Below are 17,837 nucleotides of genomic sequence, written 5' to 3' on the forward strand. Positions count from 1 at the left end.
CGGACCTTGCGGTTTCGGGGGACGATTGTGGAGGATGCCCGGTGGGGACCGGGGCCCCCGTGTCGGTAACGGCAGGGGCGGACCGCTACCCGGAGCACATCTCAGGAGACAGCGATGTCCCACCAGGCTCGGCCCACGCAGGCCCAGGAGCCCGAGACCCCGCATCTCGACTTCCAGGGCACGACGCCGTACGAGGACTACGTACAGGCGGACGTGCTCACCCACCTCCAGCACACCCTCTCCGACGACCCCGGAGAGATGGTCTTCCTGGTGACGACCCAGGTCATGGAGCTGTGGTTCACGGTCATCGTCCACGAGTGGGAGACCGCGGCCAAGGCGCTGCGCGCGGACGACATCCCCGTCGCGGTGGCCGCGCTGAAGCGGTCCGTACGGGAGCTGGAGGCGCTCAACGCGTCCTGGCGCCCGCTCGGACAGCTCACCCCCGCGCAGTTCAACTCCTACCGCTCGGCCCTCGGCGAGGGCTCCGGCTTCCAGTCGGCGATGTACCGGCGCATGGAGTTCCTGCTCGGCGAGAAGTCCGCGTCGATGCTCGTCCCGCACCGGGGCGCGCCGCGCGTGTACGCCGAACTGGAGAAGGCGCTGCACGAGCCGAGCCTCTACGACGAGGTGCTGCGGCTGCTCGCGCGGCGCGGGCACGCGATACCGGCCGCCGTGCTGGACCGCGACGTGTCGCTGCGCTACGAGCCCGTGCCCGAGGTGCAGGCCGTCTGGACGGCCCTGTACTCCGGTGACGACAATGACGAACTCGCCCGTCTGGGCGAGGCGTTGACCGACGTCGCCGAGCTGGTGTGGCGCTGGCGCAACGACCATCTCGTCGCGACCCGGCGGGCGATGGGCTCGAAGACCGGCACGGGCGGCTCCGCCGGAGTGGCCTGGCTGGAGAAGCGCGCGCAGAAGAACGTGTTCCCCGAACTGTGGACAGCGAGGTCCTATGTCTGAGCGAACCCTGCCCGAGCGAGACCGGACGTCCGCGCTCGCCGCGCGGGCGGCGGAACTGGACGCGGCCGACGAACTCGCCGCACTGCGCAAGCGGTTCGTGCTCGACGACGTGGTGTACCTGGACGGGAACTCGCTCGGCGCGCTGCCCGTCGAGGTCCCCGGCCGGGTCGAGGACGTCGTGCGCAGGCAGTGGGGCGAGATGCGCATCCGTTCCTGGGACGAGAGCGGCTGGTGGACCGCGCCCGAGCGGATCGGCGACAGGATCGCCCCGCTGGTCGGCGCGGCGCCCGGACAGATCGTGGTCGGCGACTCGACGAGCGTGAACGTCTTCAAGGCCCTCGTGGGCGCGGTACGGCTGGCGGGCGAGGGGCGCGACGAGATCGTCGTCGACGCCACGACGTTCCCGACGGACGGGTACATCGCCGCGTCGGCGGCCCGGATGACGGGCTGTGAACTGCGCCCGGTCGACCCGGACGAGCTGTCCTCGGCGCTCGGCCCCCGTACGGCCGCGGTGCTGCTCAACCACGTCGACTACCGCACCGGCCGGTGCTACGACCTGCCCTCCCTCACCGCCGCGATCCACGCGGCGGGCGCACTCGCCGTCTGGGACCTGTGCCACACCGCGGGCGCCCTGCCGGTCGGTCTCGACGAGCACGGGGTGGACCTCGCGGTCGGCTGCACCTACAAGTACCTGAACGGCGGCCCGGGTTCGCCGGCGTACCTCTACGTCCGCGCGGACCTCCAGGACCGCTTCGACTCCCCGCTGCCCGGCTGGAACTCGCACGCCGAGCCCTTCGCCATGAGCTCGTCCTACGAGCCCGCGCCGGGCGCGCTGCGCGGACGGGTCGGCACGCCGGACATCCTCTCGATGCTGGCCCTGGAAGCGGCGCTGGAGGTGTGGGACGGCGTCTCCATCGACAGCGTCCGTGCCAAGTCGCTCGCCCTGACCGACTTCTTCCTGGAGTGCGTCGCGGCGTACGTCCCGGAAGGCCGGGTCGAGTCCGTGACCCCGTCCGCCCACGCGGAGCGGGGCAGCCAGGTGGCCCTGCGCTGCGCGGACGCGGGCGCCGTGATGAAGAGCCTGATCGACAGGGGCGTCGTGGGCGACTTCCGCCACCCGGACATCCTCCGCTTCGGCTTCACCCCCCTGTACGTCGGCTTCGCGGACGCGGAGCGGGCGGCGAGGGTCCTGGCGGAGGTCCTGGGCTGAGGATTTTTCAGGCCTGACGGCCAGTGTCAGCCCCTCCGGCGTTTGAGGAGCGGGGTCTGGGGCGGAGCCCCGGGTGCGATGGGGGTCCCCCCTGGTCGAGCGAAGCCGAGACCTTGGGGGAGGGTAGGGGCGGAGGGGGCGAAATCCCCTCCGCCCCTACCCCGTACGCGGGGTACCCGCCCGCCCGGGGGACCACGGAAACAGCAGAACCGTTCGGCCCCGACCGGGGGCGACAGTCCGATGCCGACGCACGGCACAGGCCTGATACCGTCCCCGCGAACGGCCGAATTGTTCCCTCGCCCGCCGAATCCGTTTCACCGCTGAGAGGTTGGAGCATGCAGGACGACGCCGCATCGCGGGACGACGACGCCGCCGCCATCGCGCGCGACGCCGCCGAGGAGGCGTCCGCCTTCTCGCACCCGGCCGTGGACCCCGACGTCACCATGCCGTACGGCGACCACCCGGACCAGGTGATCGACTTCTACGCCCCGCGCGATCCCGACCCGGCGGTCCCCGCCCCCGTCGTGGCCGTTCTGCACGGCGGCGCCTGGCGTGCCCCGTACGACCGCCGTCACATCACCCCGTTCGCCGACTTCCTGACCCGGCGCGGTTTCGCCGTGGCGAACGTCGAGTACCGCCGCGGAGAGGCACCGGCACCCGCTCCGGGCGGGCCCGTGATCCCCGCGCAGAGCGGTCCCGCGGATCCCGGCCGGGACGGCGCGGCCTCTTCCGGGTCCGGCGACACCGCCGCCGGAGCCCCGGTCGCCGGCCGCTGGCCCGACACCTTCGACGACGTGGCGGCCGCACTCGACGCGCTGCCCGCACTCGTACGCCGGGCGCTCCCGGGGGCCGACCCCGGACGGATGGTGATCACCGGCCACTCGGCGGGCGGCCACCTGGCGCTGTGGGCCGCGGCCCGGCACCTCCTGCCCGCCGACGCGCCCTGGCGCACCGACGGCCCCGCACCCCTGCGCGGCGTCGTCGCCCTCGCTCCGATCGCCGACTTCGAGGTCGCGGAGAAACTCGCCGTGTGCGGCGGGGCGTCCAGCCAACTCCTGGGCGGGGAAGCCCTGTTCGAGGAGCGCCTGCCCTACGCCGACCCGGTGCGGCTGCTGCCCACCGGCATCGCCACCACGCTCGTGCAGGGCCGCAGCGACGTCGTCGTCCCGCAGGCGGTCGCCGAGTCGTACGCGGACGCGGCGGCCAAGGCCGGCGAGGTGGTGGGGCTGACGCTGCTGGAGGACGTCGGCCACTTCCCCCTGATCGACCCGGCCGCCGACGCCTGTGCCGTGGTGGCGGAGGAGATCGCCCAGCTGGCTTGGTAGGCGCTTCAAGTGGGCTGCCGACAGGGGGAGTTGATCAGCCCTCCCTGGGACCCCGGTCATACCCGTAGTACCTGAGAGCTACTTCTCGGATGGGGTCCCCAGCGGGACGCGGACGACAGGAGACGATCCGTAATTTCCCTTCCAGCGACGCCCGACGACCGGGCGGACGGGGAGGGACGGACACCATGGATCGACGTCTGCGTCGGACGTCGGGCGATCGGAGCCTGCGTCGGACGGTGCGGGACCGGAGCTTGTGGCGGACGGTGCGAGCCCGGCGGCCGCGCCGGGAGATGCGGGAAGGGAGCCTGCGGCGGGCGGTGCGAGCCCGGCGGCTGCGCCGGGCGCTGCTCGCCGCGACGGTCATGGCCGCGGTCGTCGTTCCCGTGTCCGCCGCCGCCCGCCCCCGGATCCCCGCACCGGCCCCCGCGGTCCTCGCACCGCCGACCGCGTCGAACCTGGGCGGGATCTACGAGGCGAACCGGGCGGACGCCGCGGAGGCGGCCCGGATGGCCGCGGCCCACGGTGACCGCACCCGGGCCGCCGCCGACCGCGCCATGGCCGCGCCCTCCCGTCGTTTCCTCTCCTTCGACGGCCGCGGCACCGGTCGTGCCGTCGAGGTCTTCGGCGATCTCGCCCACGCCGACCGCGTGGCCGTCCTGGTCCCGGGCTCGGACACCACGCTGGAGACGTACGGCCGCTTCCGCGCCGGCGCCCTCGCCCTGCGGGACCGGCTCGGCCCGCGCGGCGCCGTCCTCGCCTGGCTCGGGTACGAGACGCCGGGCACCGTGAGCACGACGGTCCTGACGCCGGACCGCGCCGAGGAAGCGGCCCCCCGTCTGAGGGCGTTCGTGCGCGGGCTGCGCGGAGTCGTCGGCCGGTCGGCGCACATCTCCCTGCTCTGCCACTCGTACGGCACGGTGGTCTGCGGCCGTGCCGCCCCGGGCCTGGACGTGAGCGACATCGTCGTCGTCGGCAGCCCGGGCACCGGCGCGTCCTCGGCCGCCGCGCTGCGCACCTCCGCCCGCGTCTGGGCCGCCCGCGGTTCCGCGGACTGGATCGCGTACGTGCCGCACGCGAGCGCCGGCCTCTTCGGTACGACCGTCGGCTTCGGTTCCGACCCGGTGTCCCCGTCCTTCGGCGCCCGGGTCTTCCGGGCGGGCGCCGCGGGCCACAGCGGCTACTTCGCGCCGGGCTCCGAGTCCCTGGCCAACCTCACCCGCATCGTCCTCGGCGACACCTCGGAGGTGACCCGTGCGTGACCCCAAAGGCACGACCGCCCTGAAAGGCGCGACCGGCACGACCGCCCTGACCGGATTACGGACCGCGATCCACCGCATCGACCGGGCCACCCCGGTGGAGCGGGACCGCGCCGTGGACGCCCTGCGTGCCCTCGCGATCCTGGGCGTGGTCCTCGGCCACTGGCTGGTGACGGCGCTCGTCGCGGACGGCGGCGCGCTGCGCACGGCGAGCCCGCTGCGGTACATGCCCTGGCTGACCCCGGTCTCCTGGATCTTCCAGACGCTCGCCGTGTTCTTCCTGGTGGGCGGTCATGTGGCGACGAAGAGCCACGCGTCGGCGCGGGCCCGCGGCGCGACGTACGGGCAGTGGCTGCGCGCCCGCACGGCCCGTCTGCTGCGGCCCGTGGCGGCGGTGCTGACGCTCTGGGCGGTGGCGACCGGCTGTCTGCTGCTGTCCGGCGCGGACTTCGGCACGGTGCACACCCTGGTGAAGCTGGCGCTGTCCCCCCTCTGGTTCCTGGTGGTCTTCGCCGGACTGACCGCGGCGACACCGCTCCTGGCCCGGCTGAACCCGCTGTGGCCGCTGGCCGTCGTCCTCCACGTGGACGTCGTGCGGTTCGGCCTCGGCGGCCCGGCGTGGCTCGGCTGGGTGAACGTCGCGGCGGGCTGGCTCGTGCCGTACACCCTGGGCGCGGCCTGGACACGCGGCGAGCTGGAGCGGCCGCGTGCGGGCTGGGTGCTGTTCGGCGGCGGCGCGGTGGCGACGGCCCTGCTGGTGACATGGGCCGGCTATCCGGCGTCCATGGTCGGCATACCGGGTGCCGCCGTCTCCAATCTGGACCCGCCGACGCTGGCCGTGGTCACCTTCGGCCTGGCCCAGTGCGGACTCGCCCTGTTGCTGCGCGAACCGCTGCGCCGGGTGATGCGGCGCCCGGCGGTCTGGGCCTGCACCGCCTTCGCCAACCTCTCCGCGATGACGATATTCCTCTGGCACCAGACGTCCCTGATGGCGGTGACCGCCCTCGGTCTGCTCGCGGGCAGGCTTCCCGGGCTGCACACGACCCCCGACTCCGTCGTCTGGGTGGCCGCGCGCGTCGCCTGGCTGCCCGTCTTCGGCTGCGCCCTGATCCTGTGCCGGTCCGCTTTCGGTGTGCAGGAGCGGGGACCCCGGCGCCCCACCGGCCGCCCGTCCCGCGTCGTCCGCGTCCATCGCGTCCACCGCGGTCCCGGCCGGGCCGCACCCGGGGCGGCGCCCCGTGCCTAGGGTTGGCTACGTGACCAGCGAGGAGCACAGGCCCCCGATCAGCGAGCAGCCACGGCTCCCTGACGCCCTCTCACCCCCGTCCGAGTCTCCTGCCACCGCATCCATCGGCCCCGGCCCCGGCAGCGGTGGACGCGGCCGGGCGTTTGCCCGGGCACTGACCCGGGCCCCGTTCCTGCTTCTTCCGTTCCTGCGCGGGGTCCTGGCCGAGCTCGCGGTGCCCGCGGCCGCGCCGCTGCCGCCGCTGTCCCGGCCACGTCGGCTGAACCGGCTGCCGCACGTCGTCGTGTGTCTGATCGCCCTCGGGCTCGGGCTGGCGGCCATGGACGAGCTGAGCAACGGTTACCGGCTGGGTTTCCCGCTGGGCACGCTCAGCGGCTTCGCGCTGGGCGCGGCCGTCGCGTTCGCGCTGTGGCGCCCCGTACCTGCCTGGTGGCTGTCGCTGGGTGCCACCGTGGTCGCGGCCGCCGCCGCCCACGCCGGCCTGGTCGCGGACATCGCCGGACCGAGAACGGGACCGGGAGCGGGACTGGGAGTGGGACCGGACTGGCCCTGGAGCACGTCCGCGCTCACGGCGCAGGCCGTCGTGCTCTTCCTGCTCGCCCTGCGGTCCCCCACGCGCGTCGCCGTCGGCGCGCTGTCGCTGACCGCCCTGGCCACCTACGCCCTGCAGGGTCTGACGGTTGGGCCCACGGCGGTTGGGCCCACGGCGGGCGGGCCCCACCCTCCGGTGGCCCCGCTCGGCGGACCGCACTATCACCCGACGGGGATGTCGGCGGTCGTCGCCTTCGCCGCCGTCGTCCTTCTCGGCACGGCGCTGCGCGGTCGCCGCGAGGCCCGCTCCCAACTGGTCGAGCAGGCCTCGCTGACCGAGGAGGAGCGGGCGCGCCGCACGGTCCTGGAGGAGCGCAGCCGTATCGCCCGCGAACTCCACGACGTGGTCGCCCACCACATGTCGGTGATCTCCATCCAGGCACAGGTCGCCCCGCACCTGGTCGACCGTCCGACCGACGAGCTGAAGGAGAACCTGGAGGGCATCCGGCAGAACGCCCTGGAGGCGCTGACCGAGCTGCGCCGGGTGCTCGGAGTGCTGCGTTCGGAGAATCCGGAGGACCCGTACGGGCTCGGCGCCGGGGCGGGCTCGGCGCCGGACGCCCCGCAGCCCACGCTGGACCGGCTCGACGCCCTGGTCGAGAACACGCGCGCCGCGGGCCTGGACGTGACCACGGAGATCGAGGGGGAACAGCTTCCGCTGGCCCCCGGCGTGGAGCTGTCGGCGTACCGGATCATCCAGGAGGCGCTGAGCAACGCCCTTCGCCACGCGCCGGGTTCCGCGGTCAAGGTCGAACTCTGGCACTTCCCGCGGGGCCTCCAGGTGAGGGTCGTCAACTCGCGGCCCCAGCGCCCCGCACCGCCTTCCCCGGGCGCGGGGCACGGACTGCTCGGCATGCGGGAACGTGTGGCGATGCTGGGTGGCACCCTCGTGACCTCGAGGACGTCGTGCGGAGGGTTCGCGGTGGCGGCCTTCCTGCCGGGCAACGGCACCGCGCCCCCCGACGACGACGCCCGGACCGACCACACCTTCCCAGGCCCGCGAGGAGAAGAGACACCATGACGACCGTGAGCGGCACCATCCGCGTACTGATCGCCGACGACCAGCAGATGGTCCGTCAGGGATTCACCGTGCTGCTCAACACCCACCCGGGCATCGAGGTGATCGGCCAGGCGGTCGACGGGCTCGACGCCGTCCGCAAGGTCGCCGAACTCGCCCCGGACGTGGTCCTGATGGACATCCGCATGCCCGAACTCGGCGGCATCGAGGCGACCCGTCGCATCACCACGGACACCCCGCACATCAAGGTCCTGGTGCTGACCACCTTCGACCTCGACGAGTACGTCTACGAAGCCCTGCGCGCCGGTGCCTCCGGCTTCCTCCTCAAGGACGCCTCGGCCGATCAGCTCGCGGAGGCGGTCCGGGTGGTCGCGGCCGGCGACGCCCTTCTCGCCCCCGGCATCACCCGCCGCCTCATCGCCGAGTTCTCCCGCCTCGACTCCACCCCGCGGGCACCGCTCAAGCAGCGCGTCGGCGACCTCACCGAACGCGAGACCGAGGTGCTGGCCCACATCGCCCAGGGCCTCTCCAACGCCGAGATCGCCCAGCGCCTGGTGGTGGCCGAGCAGACCGTGAAGACCCACGTCGGCCGCATCCTCGTGAAACTGGGCCTGCGCGACCGCACCCAGGCGGCGGTCTTCGCCTACGAATCGGGCCTGGTCCGCCCCACGGGCTACTGACCCGGCCCCGGGCCCTACCCGTAGTACCTGAGACGGACCTGCGAGGACCCTCCTCGCAGGTGACGACCGCGCACCCCGTCCGGCCCTACCGTTTCGAACGTGACCGAGACGACCCAGACGCAGACGATGTCCCCGCCCCCCGGCGGCGCCGGGGGCAAGCCCCGCAGCCCGGAGTACCGCCTCGCGGCGGACGCCGTGCGCGGCCTGCGGCAGGACATGTTCCATGACGCCTTCGCCTACCGCCCGCTGCCCCCCATGCGCACGGACGGCCCCATCACCCGCCGCCTGTCCGGAAGCCTGCGCAGGTACGCCGCCTGGACCCCGCACGCGGTGGTGGCCGCGGCCGGCCTGATGGCCATGGCCGCGGGGTACACCGCCGCCGGCGGTCCGGGCGGAGGCTCGGTCGCGTCCCTGCTGTGCGGGCTCCTCGCCCTGCTCCCGGTCCTGGCGACCCTCGTCCGCCCGATCGGCGCCTTCTGGTTCTCGATCGCGGCGGTCCCGGTCGTCGCTGTGTTCGACGGCTCCTGGGGCGACTGGCCGTGGGCGCCCGGCAGCTTCCTGGCGCACGTCACCGTGCTGACGGTCGTCGCCCTGCGCTCGCGCCCCCGCGTCGCGGCCTGGATGTGGCTGCTGACCGCGGGGTACAGCCTGATGGCCGAGACCTTCTTCGGCGGGGGGTACTACAGCGCCGACTCGTTCCCGCTCCTGTTCGTCTCCGCACTCTGCCTCCTGATCGTCACGGTCCTGAACATCCGCAGGGAGGCCGAGCAGGAGGTGACGGCCCACCAGACGGAGACGGCACACGAGCGGTCCCGGCGCACGCTCCTCGAAGAGCGCACGACGATCGCCCGCGAACTGCACGACGTGGTCGCGCACCACATGTCGGTGGTCGCCATCCAGGCGGAGGCGGCGCCGTACCGGGTGGAGAATCCGCCGCCGGAGCTGGAACAGGCCTTCGTCACGATCCGGGAGAACGCGGTGGCGGCGCTGACCGAGCTGCGCCGGGTGCTGGGCGTGGTCAGGGCCGAGGACTACGAAGCGCCGGACGCGCCCCAGCCCACCCTCGCCGAGCTGGACGGGCTCCTCGCCAACGTCCGGGACGCGGGTCTGACCGTGGAGAAGACGGTCACCGGCGCGGTGCGCGAGCTGCCGCAGGGCGTCGAACTTTCGGCGTACCGGATAGTCCAGGAGGCTCTCAGCAACACCCTGCGGCACGCTCCCGGCGCGTCGGCCCGCGTCGAGATCGGCTATGTCCTCGGCGGGCTCGGCCTGCGCATAGTCAACGGCCCCGCGCCGGTGACGACCCTGGAGAAGTCCACGCACGGTGCGGGGCACGGCATCACGGGCATGCGCGAGCGGGTCACGATGCTGGACGGTGAGATGACGACGGGCGCCATGGACGACGGAGGGTACGAGGTGACGGTGTTCCTGCCGGTGCCGTCGGGGGAGGGGACCGGATGACGGGCGGGACGGGTCGCGCGATCCGCGTACTGATCGCCGACGACCAGATGATGGTCCGCGAGGGCTTCTCCGTGCTGCTCGGCGCGATGCCGGACATCGAGGTGGTCGGCGAGGCGGTCAACGGCCGGGAGGCGGTCGACCGGGTCCGGGAGCTGCAGCCGGACGTCGTCCTGATGGACATCCGCATGCCGGAGATGAACGGCATCGACGCGACCCGGGAGATCGTCGCCGCGGACGGTGCCGCGAAGGTGCTGGTGCTGACGACGTTCGATCTCGACGAGTACGTGTACCAGGCGCTGCGTGCGGGGGCCTCCGGCTTCCTGCTCAAGGACGCCTCGGCCCGCCAGCTCGCCGACGGGGTGAGGGTGGTGTCGGCCGGGGAGGCGCTGCTCGCCCCCTCGGTCACCAGACGGCTGATCACGGAGTTCTCCAAGCTCGCGGAGGAGCCCCGGGTGTCGGCGACGGCGCACGCGGCGTACGGGGAGCTGACCGAGCGGGAGACGGAGGTGCTGGTGCTGATCGCGCAGGGTCTGTCGAACGCGGAGATCGCCGGGCGGCTCGTCGTCGCCGAGTCGACGATCAAGACCCATGTGAGCCGCATCCTGGTGAAGCTGGGACTCCGGGACCGGACCCAGGCCGCGGTGTTCGCGTACGAGGCGCGGCTGGTCACCCCCAGATGACGGCACCCGGCGCTCGCGGTGCGGGGCGGCCCTGGTCAGTGGGGGGTGGACCGGGCTAGCGTCCGTTCATGGCAGCTATGGAGAGTGCTCGGGCGTTCGACCCGTGGGATCCGGCCTTCGTGGCGGACCCGTACCCGGCGTACGAGGAACTGCGTGCGCGGGGCCGGGTGCACCACTACGAGCCGACGAACCAGTGGCTGGTGCCGCACCACGCGGATGTGTCGGCCCTGCTGCGGGATCGCCGGCTGGGCCGGACGTACCAGCACCGGTTCACGCACGAGGACTTCGGGCGGACCGCGCCACCGCCGGAGCACGAGCCGTTCCACGTGCTCAACGATCACGGGATGCTCGATCTGGAGCCTCCGGACCACACACGGATCCGGCGGCTGGTGTCGAAGGCGTTCACACCCCGCACGGTGGAGCGGCTGAGGCCGTACGTGGAGGGGCTGGCGGGGGAGCTGGTCGACCGGCTGGTGGAGGCGGGCGGCGGGGATCTGCTGACCGATGTGGCGGAGCCGCTGCCGGTGTCGGTGATCGCGGAGATGCTGGGTGTCCCGGAGTCCGAGCGGGCGCCGCTGCGGCCCTGGTCGGCGGACATCTGCGGAATGTACGAGCTGAACCCGTCCGAGGAGGTGGCCCGTAGGGCGGTGCGGGCGTCGGTCGAGTTCACCGAGTATCTGCGCGGGCTGATCGAGTCCCGCCGCAAGGAGCCGGGGGACGATCTGATCTCGGGGCTCATTGCGGCGCACGACGAGGGCGACCGGCTCACCGAGCAGGAGATGGTCTCCACCTGCGTGCTGCTGCTGAACGCGGGGCACGAGGCGACGGTCAACGCCACGGTGACGGGCTGGTGGACCCTGTTCCGGAATCCGGCGCAGCTGGAGCGGCTGCGGGCGGATCACGCGCTCATCCCCACGGCGGTGGAGGAGCTGATGCGCTACGACACCCCGCTCCAGCTGTTCGAGCGCTGGGTGCTGGACGACATCGAGATCGACGGGACGACGGTTCCGCGGGGTGCGGAGATCGCGCTGCTCTTCGGGTCCGCGAACCGTGACGCCGAGGTGTTCGCGGACCCGGACACGCTGGACCTGTCCCGGTCGGAGAACCCGCACATCTCCTTCAGCGCGGGCATCCACTACTGCATCGGCGCTCCGCTGGCCCGGATCGAACTGGCCGCGTCCATGAGCGCGCTGCTGACCAAGGCGCCCGGCCTCCGGCTCGCCGGGGAACCGGTCCGCAAGCCGAACTTCGTGATCCGCGGACTGGAGGGGCTGTCGGTGGAGGTCTGAGCGCTCTCGGCGAGCCCGGGCCCCCACCTCACCCCGGGCCCGGGTACCAGGCCCGGTGGTGCGCTCGGCGCAGGGCCCGGCACCGCACCCGGCGGCGCGACCGCTCGCCCCGCCGGGGAGTGCCGACGCTCACGTCGCCAGGTCGCGGCGGCGCAGGCAGGCCAGTCCCGCTGCCGTCAGGGCCACCGCGATCGCGGTGAGGACGAGGACCGGTGTCCAGGTCATCGTGCCGCCCGGCAGCTTCGGGAGGTGGCCGAAGGGGGAGAGGTCCATGACCGCCTGCGGGATCTTCAGGGCGGGGCCGATCCAGCCGAGGAGGAGGGCGAGGCCCGCCGCGGCCCAGGCGCCGGGGGCGAGGCGGGGCGAGAGGCCGTACAGCAGGACGGCGAGCCCGCCCAGCGTCCAGACCGCCGGGACCTGGACCAGGCACGCGCCGAGGACGGCGCCGAGTTCGGAGCCGTAGCCGAGCGCGAGGCCGAGGCCGCCGAGCAGCATGATGAGCACCGCGCCGCCGAAGGCGAGGACGAGATGCCCGCCCGCCCAGCGCAGCCGGCCGACGGCGGCGGCGAGCAGGGGCTCGGCGCGCTGCGAGGTCTCCTCGCCGTGCAGCCGCAGGACGGACGAGACGATGTAGAGGGCGGCGACCATGCCCAGCATGCTCACCATGGCGGCCAGGAACGCGTCGGTGATCCCGGCCTGGCCGCCCATCCGCTCGATGATCTCCCGGGTCTTGGCGTTGCTGCCGACCAGGTCCGCGGCCCCCTTCGTGATGCCGCCGAACGCGGCGCCGGCCGCGAGGAACCCGAGGCTCCAGCCGAGGACCGCGCCGCGCTGCAGCCGCCAGGCCAGCGCCCCGGCCGTGCCGAGGCGGCCGGTCGCGGGTCCCGGCCGGGTGGGCAGGAAGCTCATGCCCACGTCGCGCCGCCCGGCCAGCACGTAGGCGGCGGTGCCCTGCGCGGCGACGGCCGCGGCGAACAGCGGCAGGACCCACCAGCGTTCGTCCGCGAAGGCGCGGACGTTCTCCAGCCAGCCCACCGGTGAGATCCAGGTCAGCACCGACGAGCCGTCGTCGGTCGCGGAGTCGCCCGCCGCCCTGAGGACGAAGGCGGCGCCGACCAGGGCGCCCGTCAGTCCCTTGGCGAGCCGCGCGCTCTCCGTGAGCTGGGCGACGATCGCGGCCATGGTCGCGAAGACCATCCCGGTCGCGCCGATCGCGAGCCCCAGCGCCAGGGCCCCCGCACCGCCCTGTCCGGCGAGACCGACCGTGACGAGCAGGGCGAGGACGCCGTTGGCGACGAGCGCCGCGAGCAGGGCGGCGGTCAGCGGGGCCCGCCGTCCGACCATCGCGGCACTGACGAGTTCCTGGCGCCCGCTCTCCTCCTCGTCCCGGGTGTGCCGGACGACGACGATCAGGCTCATGACGGCGGCGAGGACTCCGGCGTAGGCGCCGATGCGCCAGGCGGTGAGTCCGCCGAGCGAGTCGCTGAACACGGGTCCGTAGGTGGCGCGCAGGGAGTTGTTGGCGAGCATCTGCTGTGCCAGGGCGGCGCGTTCGGCCGGGGTGCTGTAGACGGTCTTCAGCGAGGCCGGCAGGGAGAGCGTCATCAGCGCGATGACGCCGATCCACAGCGGCATCATCACGCGGTCGCGGCGCAGCGCGAAGCGCAGCAGGGTTCCGGTGCCGGCCAGCGGGCGGGAGCCGCCGACGCGTGCGGTGAACGTGCCGGCGGCCGGGGTGGTCGTGGCGGTCATCGGGCCACCGTCTCTTCGGATCCGTCCGCCCGGTCGTCGGCCGGGTCGTCGGCCGGGTCGTCCGTCCGGCCGTCCGCCCGGGGACCCGGCCGGTCGTCCTCCTGGTAGTGGCGCAGGAACAGCTCCTCCAGGGTCGGCGGGGTCGAGGTCAGCGACCGTACGCCGGAGTCGGTCAGTGACCGCAGGACGGCGTTCAGCTGGTCGCTGTCGGCCTGGAACCGGACCTTGCAGCGGACCCCGTCGTGCCGGACCCCGGCGTCCTGGACGTCGAGTTCGTGGACCCCCGGCAGGGACGCCAGCCCGTTCGGCGGGCCGGCGAGTTCGGCGGTGACGCTGGTGCGGGTGAGGTGGCGCAGGTCGGCGAGGGTGCCGCTCTCGACGGTCCGGCCCGCGCGGATGATGCTGACGCGGTCGCAGAGTTCCTCGACCTCGCTCAGGATGTGCGAGGACAGCAGGATCGTGCGGCCCCGGTCGCGCTCCTCGCGGACACACTTCTGGAAGACCTCTTCCATCAGCGGGTCGAGGCCCGAGGTCGGCTCGTCGAGGATGAGCACGTCGACGTCCGAGGCGAAGGCGGCGACGAGGGCGACCTTCTGGCGGTTGCCCTTCGAGTAGGTGCGCCCCTTCTTGGTGGGGTCCAGCTCGAAGCGCTCGATCAGGTCGGCGCGCCGCGCCGGGTCGAGGCCGCCGGTCCGTCCGCCGCCCTGTCCGCCGCGCCGGGCGCGGCCTCCGTCGTGCAGCCGCCCGTAGAGATCGATGACCTCGCCGCCGGAGAGGTTGCGCCACAGGGTGACGTCGCCGGGGACGTAGGCGACCCGGCGGTGCAGTTCGACCGCGTCCGCCCAGGGGTCCATGTCCAGCATCCGGGCCGTCCCCGAGTCGGCGCGCAGCAGGCCCAGCAGGACCCGGATGGTGGTGGACTTCCCGGAGCCGTTGGGGCCGAGGAAGCCGTGCACCTCACCGGCCTCGACCTCCAGGTCCAGGCCGTCCAGCGCGTGCGTCCTGCCGAACGACTTGTGCAGCCCGGCGACGCTGATTGCCTTCGTCATGGCCCTGAACGTACGCTTCTTTCAGAAATTTGTGAAGTTAAGGAAACGTATAAACCCTGGATACACTCGACGACGATGCGTGAGCAGGGGAGATGATCGGCAGATGGCGGAAGCGAGTGCGCAGGAGCGGGACCCGGAGGCGGTCTCGCAGTTCGTCGAGGGCTTCGCCGCCCAGCTCGTCGAGGCCGGGATGCAGCGGATGCCCGCCCGTGTCTTCGCCGCCCTGCTGGCCTCCGACTCCGGTGCCATGACCTCCGCCGAACTCGGCGAGCAGCTCCAGGTCAGCCCCGCCGCCGTCTCCGGCGCCGTGCGCTACCTCGCGCAGCAGCACATGGTCGCGCGCGAGCGGGAACCCGGCTCACGGCGCGAGCGGTACCGCGTGCACAGCAACCAGTGGTACGAGGCGCTGACCAACCGTGACGCCGTGCTCAAGCGCTGGGAACTGTCCCTGCGCGCCGGTGTCGACTCCCTCGGTTCCACGACCCCGGCGGGCCGGCGGCTCTCCGAGACCCTCGCGTTCTTCGAGTTCATCGACGGCGAGGTCGCCGCGATGATGGAACGCTGGCGCGCCCACCGCGAGACGTTGTTCGGCGACAACGCCTGACGCCACGCTCGCGCCCGCCACGGGTCCGCGCCTGTCCCGCCACGGGTCCCGTGCTCGCGCCCGCCACGGGTCCGCGCCTGTCCTGCCACGGGTCCCGCACCTGTCCCGCCACGGGTCCGCACCTGCCCCGCTCCGCCGGAGCGCCCGGGCCCGTCCGGCCGGCGTGCCGTGCCCGGCTCCGCCGGAGCACCCCGTTCCCGTCCCGCCGCGGCGGGACCGCGTTGCCGGCCGTGCCCGGGGCCGTCACCGGCCCCGGTGGCGTCAGGGCGTCGCGGGCAGGGTCAGGCTCCAGGCCGCCTCCCGTACCGTCCAGGTTCGGGTCCGGACCGGGCCGCTCACCACGGAGTCCGCGCGGTAGCGGAAGTCGGGGCCGGAGACGGTGACCTTGTGGCCCAGCAGCCGCAGGGGCGAGGACCCGGCCGTCGCGGAGACCGCGCGGACCTCGATCTCGGCGCCGGTTCCCGACGCGCCCGGGGTCACGGACACGGCCTCCACGGGCTGGTCCAGATCCACCACACACACTCCGTCGACCTCGATCCGCAGCCGGGAGGGCCCCGTCGCGGGCGCGGCGGCGAGCCGGGACGGCCGTGAGGCGAGGGTCCGGACCAGCGACTGGCAGGTGCGCAGCCACGGACGCCCGCCGTCCTCCTCCCCGGGCGCTCCCGCGGGCACCGGAGCGGACGACGGCCGGGAGGGCAGCGAGGGGATGCGCAGCGCGCCGAGCACCACGCCGTCGCTGTCGTCCACCAGCAGGTCGAGCCGGCGTTCGGCCCCGTCGAGGACCGCCCTGGCCGCCGCGACGGCACCCACCGGCACGCCGAGCGAACCGGACAGCGACGACACACCGCCCACGGGCACGAAGGACAACGCGCACGCGGCGAGCTCCCGCCGCCGGTGCAGCAGGGACACCGCCCGCAGCAGGGCGCCGTCGTCCCCGATGACGACGGGTCGGCGCGCACCCCGGCGGATCAGCGCCCGGGCAAATTCCTCGGGCCCCTCCGGAAGGCACACCTTGGTCACCGCACCCGCGCTGAGCACGTCTTTCGCGATCCGTACGGACTCGCCGTCCGTCCGCCGGGCGACCGGGTCGATGACCACCAGAAGCTGGTCGGAAGCCGCCACCTCGGTCCTGCCTCGCTTCCTCGGGTAGCATCTTTCTGCAAGAGCCCCTTGCGCCTTTGCGCCAGGGGCTTCGTCTATTCCGGGGCATCCGGTTCGACGGTCGCGGCCAATGATGGTCGCCGGTGTGCGCAGCCGTGGCAACAAGCGGCCGCGTACGTCCCCGACCTTGGACATGCCCCACCCGGAAGGGGTGTACGCCTGTGCCCGCACTTGTGCTGCTCGGTGCTCAGTGGGGTGACGAAGGCAAGGGAAAGGCCACCGATCTGCTCGGTGGATCCGTGGACTACGTGGTGCGCTACCAGGGCGGCAACAACGCCGGTCATACGGTAGTCGTGGGCGACCAGAAATACGCCCTCCACCTCCTCCCTTCCGGAATCCTCACGCCGGAGTGCACTCCGGTGATCGGCAACGGAGTCGTCGTCGACCCGTCCGTCCTGTTCTCCGAGCTGAACGGGCTCAACGAGCGCGGCGTCGACACCTCCAAGCTGCTGATCAGCGGAAACGCTCACATCATCACGCCTTACAACGTCACTGTCGACAAGGTGACGGAACGCTTCCTCGGAAAGCGGAAGATCGGCACCACCGGGCGCGGGATCGGTCCGACATACGCGGACAAGATCAACCGCGTGGGCATCCGCATCCAGGACCTCTACGACGAGTCGATCCTCACCCAGAAGGTCGAGGCGGCCCTGGAGGTCAAGAACCAGCTGCTCACCAAGCTCTACAACCGCCGCGCCATCGAGGCGGGCCAGGTCGTCGAGGAGCTGCTGAGCTACGCCGACCGGCTGAAGCCGTACGTCGCTGACACCGTCCTGATCCTCAACCAGGCGCTGGAGCAGGACAAGGTCGTGCTCTTCGAGGGCGGCCAGGGCACGCTGCTGGACATCGACCACGGCACGTATCCGTTCGTGACGTCGTCGAACCCGACCGCGGGCGGCGCCTGCACGGGCGCCGGCGTCGGTCCGACCAAGATCAGCCGGGTCATCGGCATCCTCAAGGCGTACACGACCCGGGTCGGCTCGGGTCCGTTCCCGACCGAGCTGTTCGACGCGGACGGCGAGGCGCTGCGGCGCATCGGCCACGAGCGCGGTGTGACGACCGGCCGTGACCGGCGCTGCGGCTGGTTCGACGCGGTCATCGCCCGCTACGCGACCCGCGTGAACGGCCTGACCGACTTCTTCCTCACCAAGCTGGACGTCCTGACCGGCTGGGAGGAGATCCCGGTCTGCGTGGCGTACGAGATCGACGGCAAGCGCGTCGAGGAACTCCCGTACTCCCAGACCGACTTCCACCACGCGAAGCCGATCTACGAGACCCTCCCCGGCTGGTCGGAGGACATCACCAAGGCGAAGACCTTCGGTGACCTGCCGAAGAACGCGCAGGCCTACGTGAAGGCGCTGGAGGAGATGTCGGGCGCCCCGATCTCCGCGATCGGCGTCGGCCCGGGCCGCACCGAGACGATCGAGATCAACTCGTTCATCTAGGGCCTGTCCGGCAGTTCCGCGCGTGTGCCCCCGGCCGACGGCCGGGGGCACACGCGTGTGCGGGGAGCGCCGGCCCGGGGAAGCCGGGTGTGCTTCAGGGGAGTTGGGTG

15 protein-coding genes are annotated in these 17,837 nt (G+C 73.0%); 12 read left to right on the top strand and 3 right to left on the bottom strand.

From position 1 onward, the window contains the following. Nucleotides 1-114: 114 nt before the first annotated feature. The 10 genes from ACH4S8_RS32180 (at nucleotide 115) to ACH4S8_RS32225 (ending at nucleotide 11,716) form a co-directional block, all read left to right on the top strand. Nucleotides 115-960 carry a tryptophan 2,3-dioxygenase family protein gene (locus tag ACH4S8_RS32180; RefSeq protein ID WP_398400340.1) on the top strand — a complete coding sequence of 282 codons (846 nt, stop codon included), beginning with the start codon at nucleotides 115-117 and terminating at the stop codon, nucleotides 958-960. Then, entirely contained in the window at nucleotides 953-2,170 is a 1,218-nt protein-coding gene (kynU, locus tag ACH4S8_RS32185; protein ID WP_398400342.1) for a kynureninase, read from the top strand. The genes ACH4S8_RS32180 and kynU overlap by 8 nt, the downstream gene beginning before the upstream one ends. Nucleotides 2,171-2,505: 335 nt before the next feature. Then, nucleotides 2,506-3,495, top strand: a complete 990-nt coding sequence (locus tag ACH4S8_RS32190) for an alpha/beta hydrolase (RefSeq protein ID WP_398400344.1) — start codon at nucleotides 2,506-2,508, stop codon at nucleotides 3,493-3,495. Nucleotides 3,496-3,785: 290 nt separating this feature from the next. Continuing rightward, complete coding sequence (locus ACH4S8_RS32195) at nucleotides 3,786-4,754, top strand: alpha/beta hydrolase (RefSeq protein ID WP_398400347.1); 969 nt, start codon at nucleotides 3,786-3,788, stop codon at nucleotides 4,752-4,754. Nucleotides 4,755-4,773: 19 nt separating this feature from the next. Then, on the top strand, nucleotides 4,774-5,997 hold the full coding sequence (locus ACH4S8_RS32200) for an acyltransferase (protein ID WP_398400707.1): 1,224 nt from the start codon (nucleotides 4,774-4,776) through the stop codon (nucleotides 5,995-5,997). 10 nt (nucleotides 5,998-6,007) lie between these two features. Then, the gene (locus ACH4S8_RS32205; protein ID WP_398400350.1) at nucleotides 6,008-7,609 is read left to right on the top strand and encodes a sensor histidine kinase; all 1,602 of its coding nucleotides are present in this window, start codon (nucleotides 6,008-6,010) and stop codon (nucleotides 7,607-7,609) included. After that, complete coding sequence (locus tag ACH4S8_RS32210) at nucleotides 7,606-8,286, top strand: response regulator (RefSeq protein ID WP_398400352.1); 681 nt, start codon at nucleotides 7,606-7,608, stop codon at nucleotides 8,284-8,286. Before ACH4S8_RS32205 ends, ACH4S8_RS32210 begins: the two co-directional genes overlap by 4 nt. 99 nt (nucleotides 8,287-8,385) lie before the next feature. Then, nucleotides 8,386-9,747, top strand: coding sequence for a sensor histidine kinase (locus ACH4S8_RS32215; RefSeq protein ID WP_398400354.1), 1,362 nt, complete (start codon nucleotides 8,386-8,388; stop codon nucleotides 9,745-9,747). Continuing rightward, nucleotides 9,744-10,427 (top strand): response regulator, encoded by a 684-nt coding sequence (locus ACH4S8_RS32220; protein WP_398400356.1) that lies wholly within the window; start codon nucleotides 9,744-9,746, stop codon nucleotides 10,425-10,427. The genes ACH4S8_RS32215 and ACH4S8_RS32220 overlap by 4 nt, the downstream gene beginning before the upstream one ends. 68 nt (nucleotides 10,428-10,495) lie before the next feature. Next, nucleotides 10,496-11,716 carry a cytochrome P450 gene (locus ACH4S8_RS32225; protein WP_398400359.1) on the top strand — a complete coding sequence of 407 codons (1,221 nt, stop codon included), beginning with the start codon at nucleotides 10,496-10,498 and terminating at the stop codon, nucleotides 11,714-11,716. Between the two features lie 129 nt (nucleotides 11,717-11,845). On the opposite strand, the gene ACH4S8_RS32230 is transcribed toward ACH4S8_RS32225, so the two are convergent. Beyond that, nucleotides 11,846-13,468, bottom strand: coding sequence for an ABC transporter permease (locus ACH4S8_RS32230; RefSeq protein ID WP_398400361.1), 1,623 nt, complete (start codon nucleotides 13,466-13,468; stop codon nucleotides 11,846-11,848). After that, nucleotides 13,465-14,517, bottom strand: a complete 1,053-nt coding sequence (locus ACH4S8_RS32235; protein WP_398400363.1) for an ATP-binding cassette domain-containing protein — start codon at nucleotides 14,515-14,517, stop codon at nucleotides 13,465-13,467. The genes ACH4S8_RS32230 and ACH4S8_RS32235 overlap by 4 nt, the downstream gene beginning before the upstream one ends. A 103-nt stretch (nucleotides 14,518-14,620) precedes the next feature. On the opposite strand from ACH4S8_RS32235, the gene ACH4S8_RS32240 reads away from it, so the two are divergent. Beyond that, a complete protein-coding gene (locus ACH4S8_RS32240) occupies nucleotides 14,621-15,121 on the top strand; it encodes a GbsR/MarR family transcriptional regulator (protein ID WP_398400365.1) in 501 nt (166 codons plus the stop codon). Nucleotides 15,122-15,382: 261 nt separating this feature from the next. Here the strand turns inward: ACH4S8_RS32240 and ACH4S8_RS32245 are convergent, their stop codons facing one another. After that, nucleotides 15,383-16,243 (bottom strand): diacylglycerol kinase family protein, encoded by an 861-nt coding sequence (locus ACH4S8_RS32245; protein ID WP_398400367.1) that lies wholly within the window; start codon nucleotides 16,241-16,243, stop codon nucleotides 15,383-15,385. 200 nt (nucleotides 16,244-16,443) lie between these two features. Here ACH4S8_RS32245 and ACH4S8_RS32250 point away from each other — a divergent pair, with 200 nt between their 5' ends. Next, complete coding sequence (locus ACH4S8_RS32250; RefSeq protein WP_385408908.1) at nucleotides 16,444-17,727, top strand: adenylosuccinate synthase; 1,284 nt, start codon at nucleotides 16,444-16,446, stop codon at nucleotides 17,725-17,727. The last annotated feature ends 110 nt before the right edge of the window (nucleotides 17,728-17,837 follow it).

This window comes from Streptomyces sp. NPDC021080 (assembly GCF_044333225.1).
Taxonomy (GTDB): domain Bacteria; phylum Actinomycetota; class Actinomycetes; order Streptomycetales; family Streptomycetaceae; genus Streptomyces.

Bases quoted from the DNA above. Each gene is read 5' to 3' on its own strand.
- kynU (WP_398400342.1), top strand. From the start codon at position 953: ATGTCTGAGCGAACCCTGCCCGAGCGAGACCGGACGTCCGCGCTCGCC.
- ACH4S8_RS32220 (WP_398400356.1), top strand. From the start codon at position 9,744: ATGACGGGCGGGACGGGTCGCGCGATCCGCGTACTGATCGCCGACGAC.
- ACH4S8_RS32235 (WP_398400363.1), bottom strand. From the start codon at position 14,517: ATGACGAAGGCAATCAGCGTCGCCGGGCTGCACAAGTCGTTCGGCAGG.
- ACH4S8_RS32195 (WP_398400347.1), top strand. From the start codon at position 3,786: ATGCGGGAAGGGAGCCTGCGGCGGGCGGTGCGAGCCCGGCGGCTGCGC.
- ACH4S8_RS32180 (WP_398400340.1), top strand. From the start codon at position 115: ATGTCCCACCAGGCTCGGCCCACGCAGGCCCAGGAGCCCGAGACCCCG.
- ACH4S8_RS32230 (WP_398400361.1), bottom strand. From the start codon at position 13,468: ATGACCGCCACGACCACCCCGGCCGCCGGCACGTTCACCGCACGCGTC.
- ACH4S8_RS32210 (WP_398400352.1), top strand. From the start codon at position 7,606: ATGACGACCGTGAGCGGCACCATCCGCGTACTGATCGCCGACGACCAG.
- ACH4S8_RS32190 (WP_398400344.1), top strand. From the start codon at position 2,506: ATGCAGGACGACGCCGCATCGCGGGACGACGACGCCGCCGCCATCGCG.
- ACH4S8_RS32240 (WP_398400365.1), top strand. From the start codon at position 14,621: ATGGCGGAAGCGAGTGCGCAGGAGCGGGACCCGGAGGCGGTCTCGCAG.
- ACH4S8_RS32225 (WP_398400359.1), top strand. From the start codon at position 10,496: ATGGCAGCTATGGAGAGTGCTCGGGCGTTCGACCCGTGGGATCCGGCC.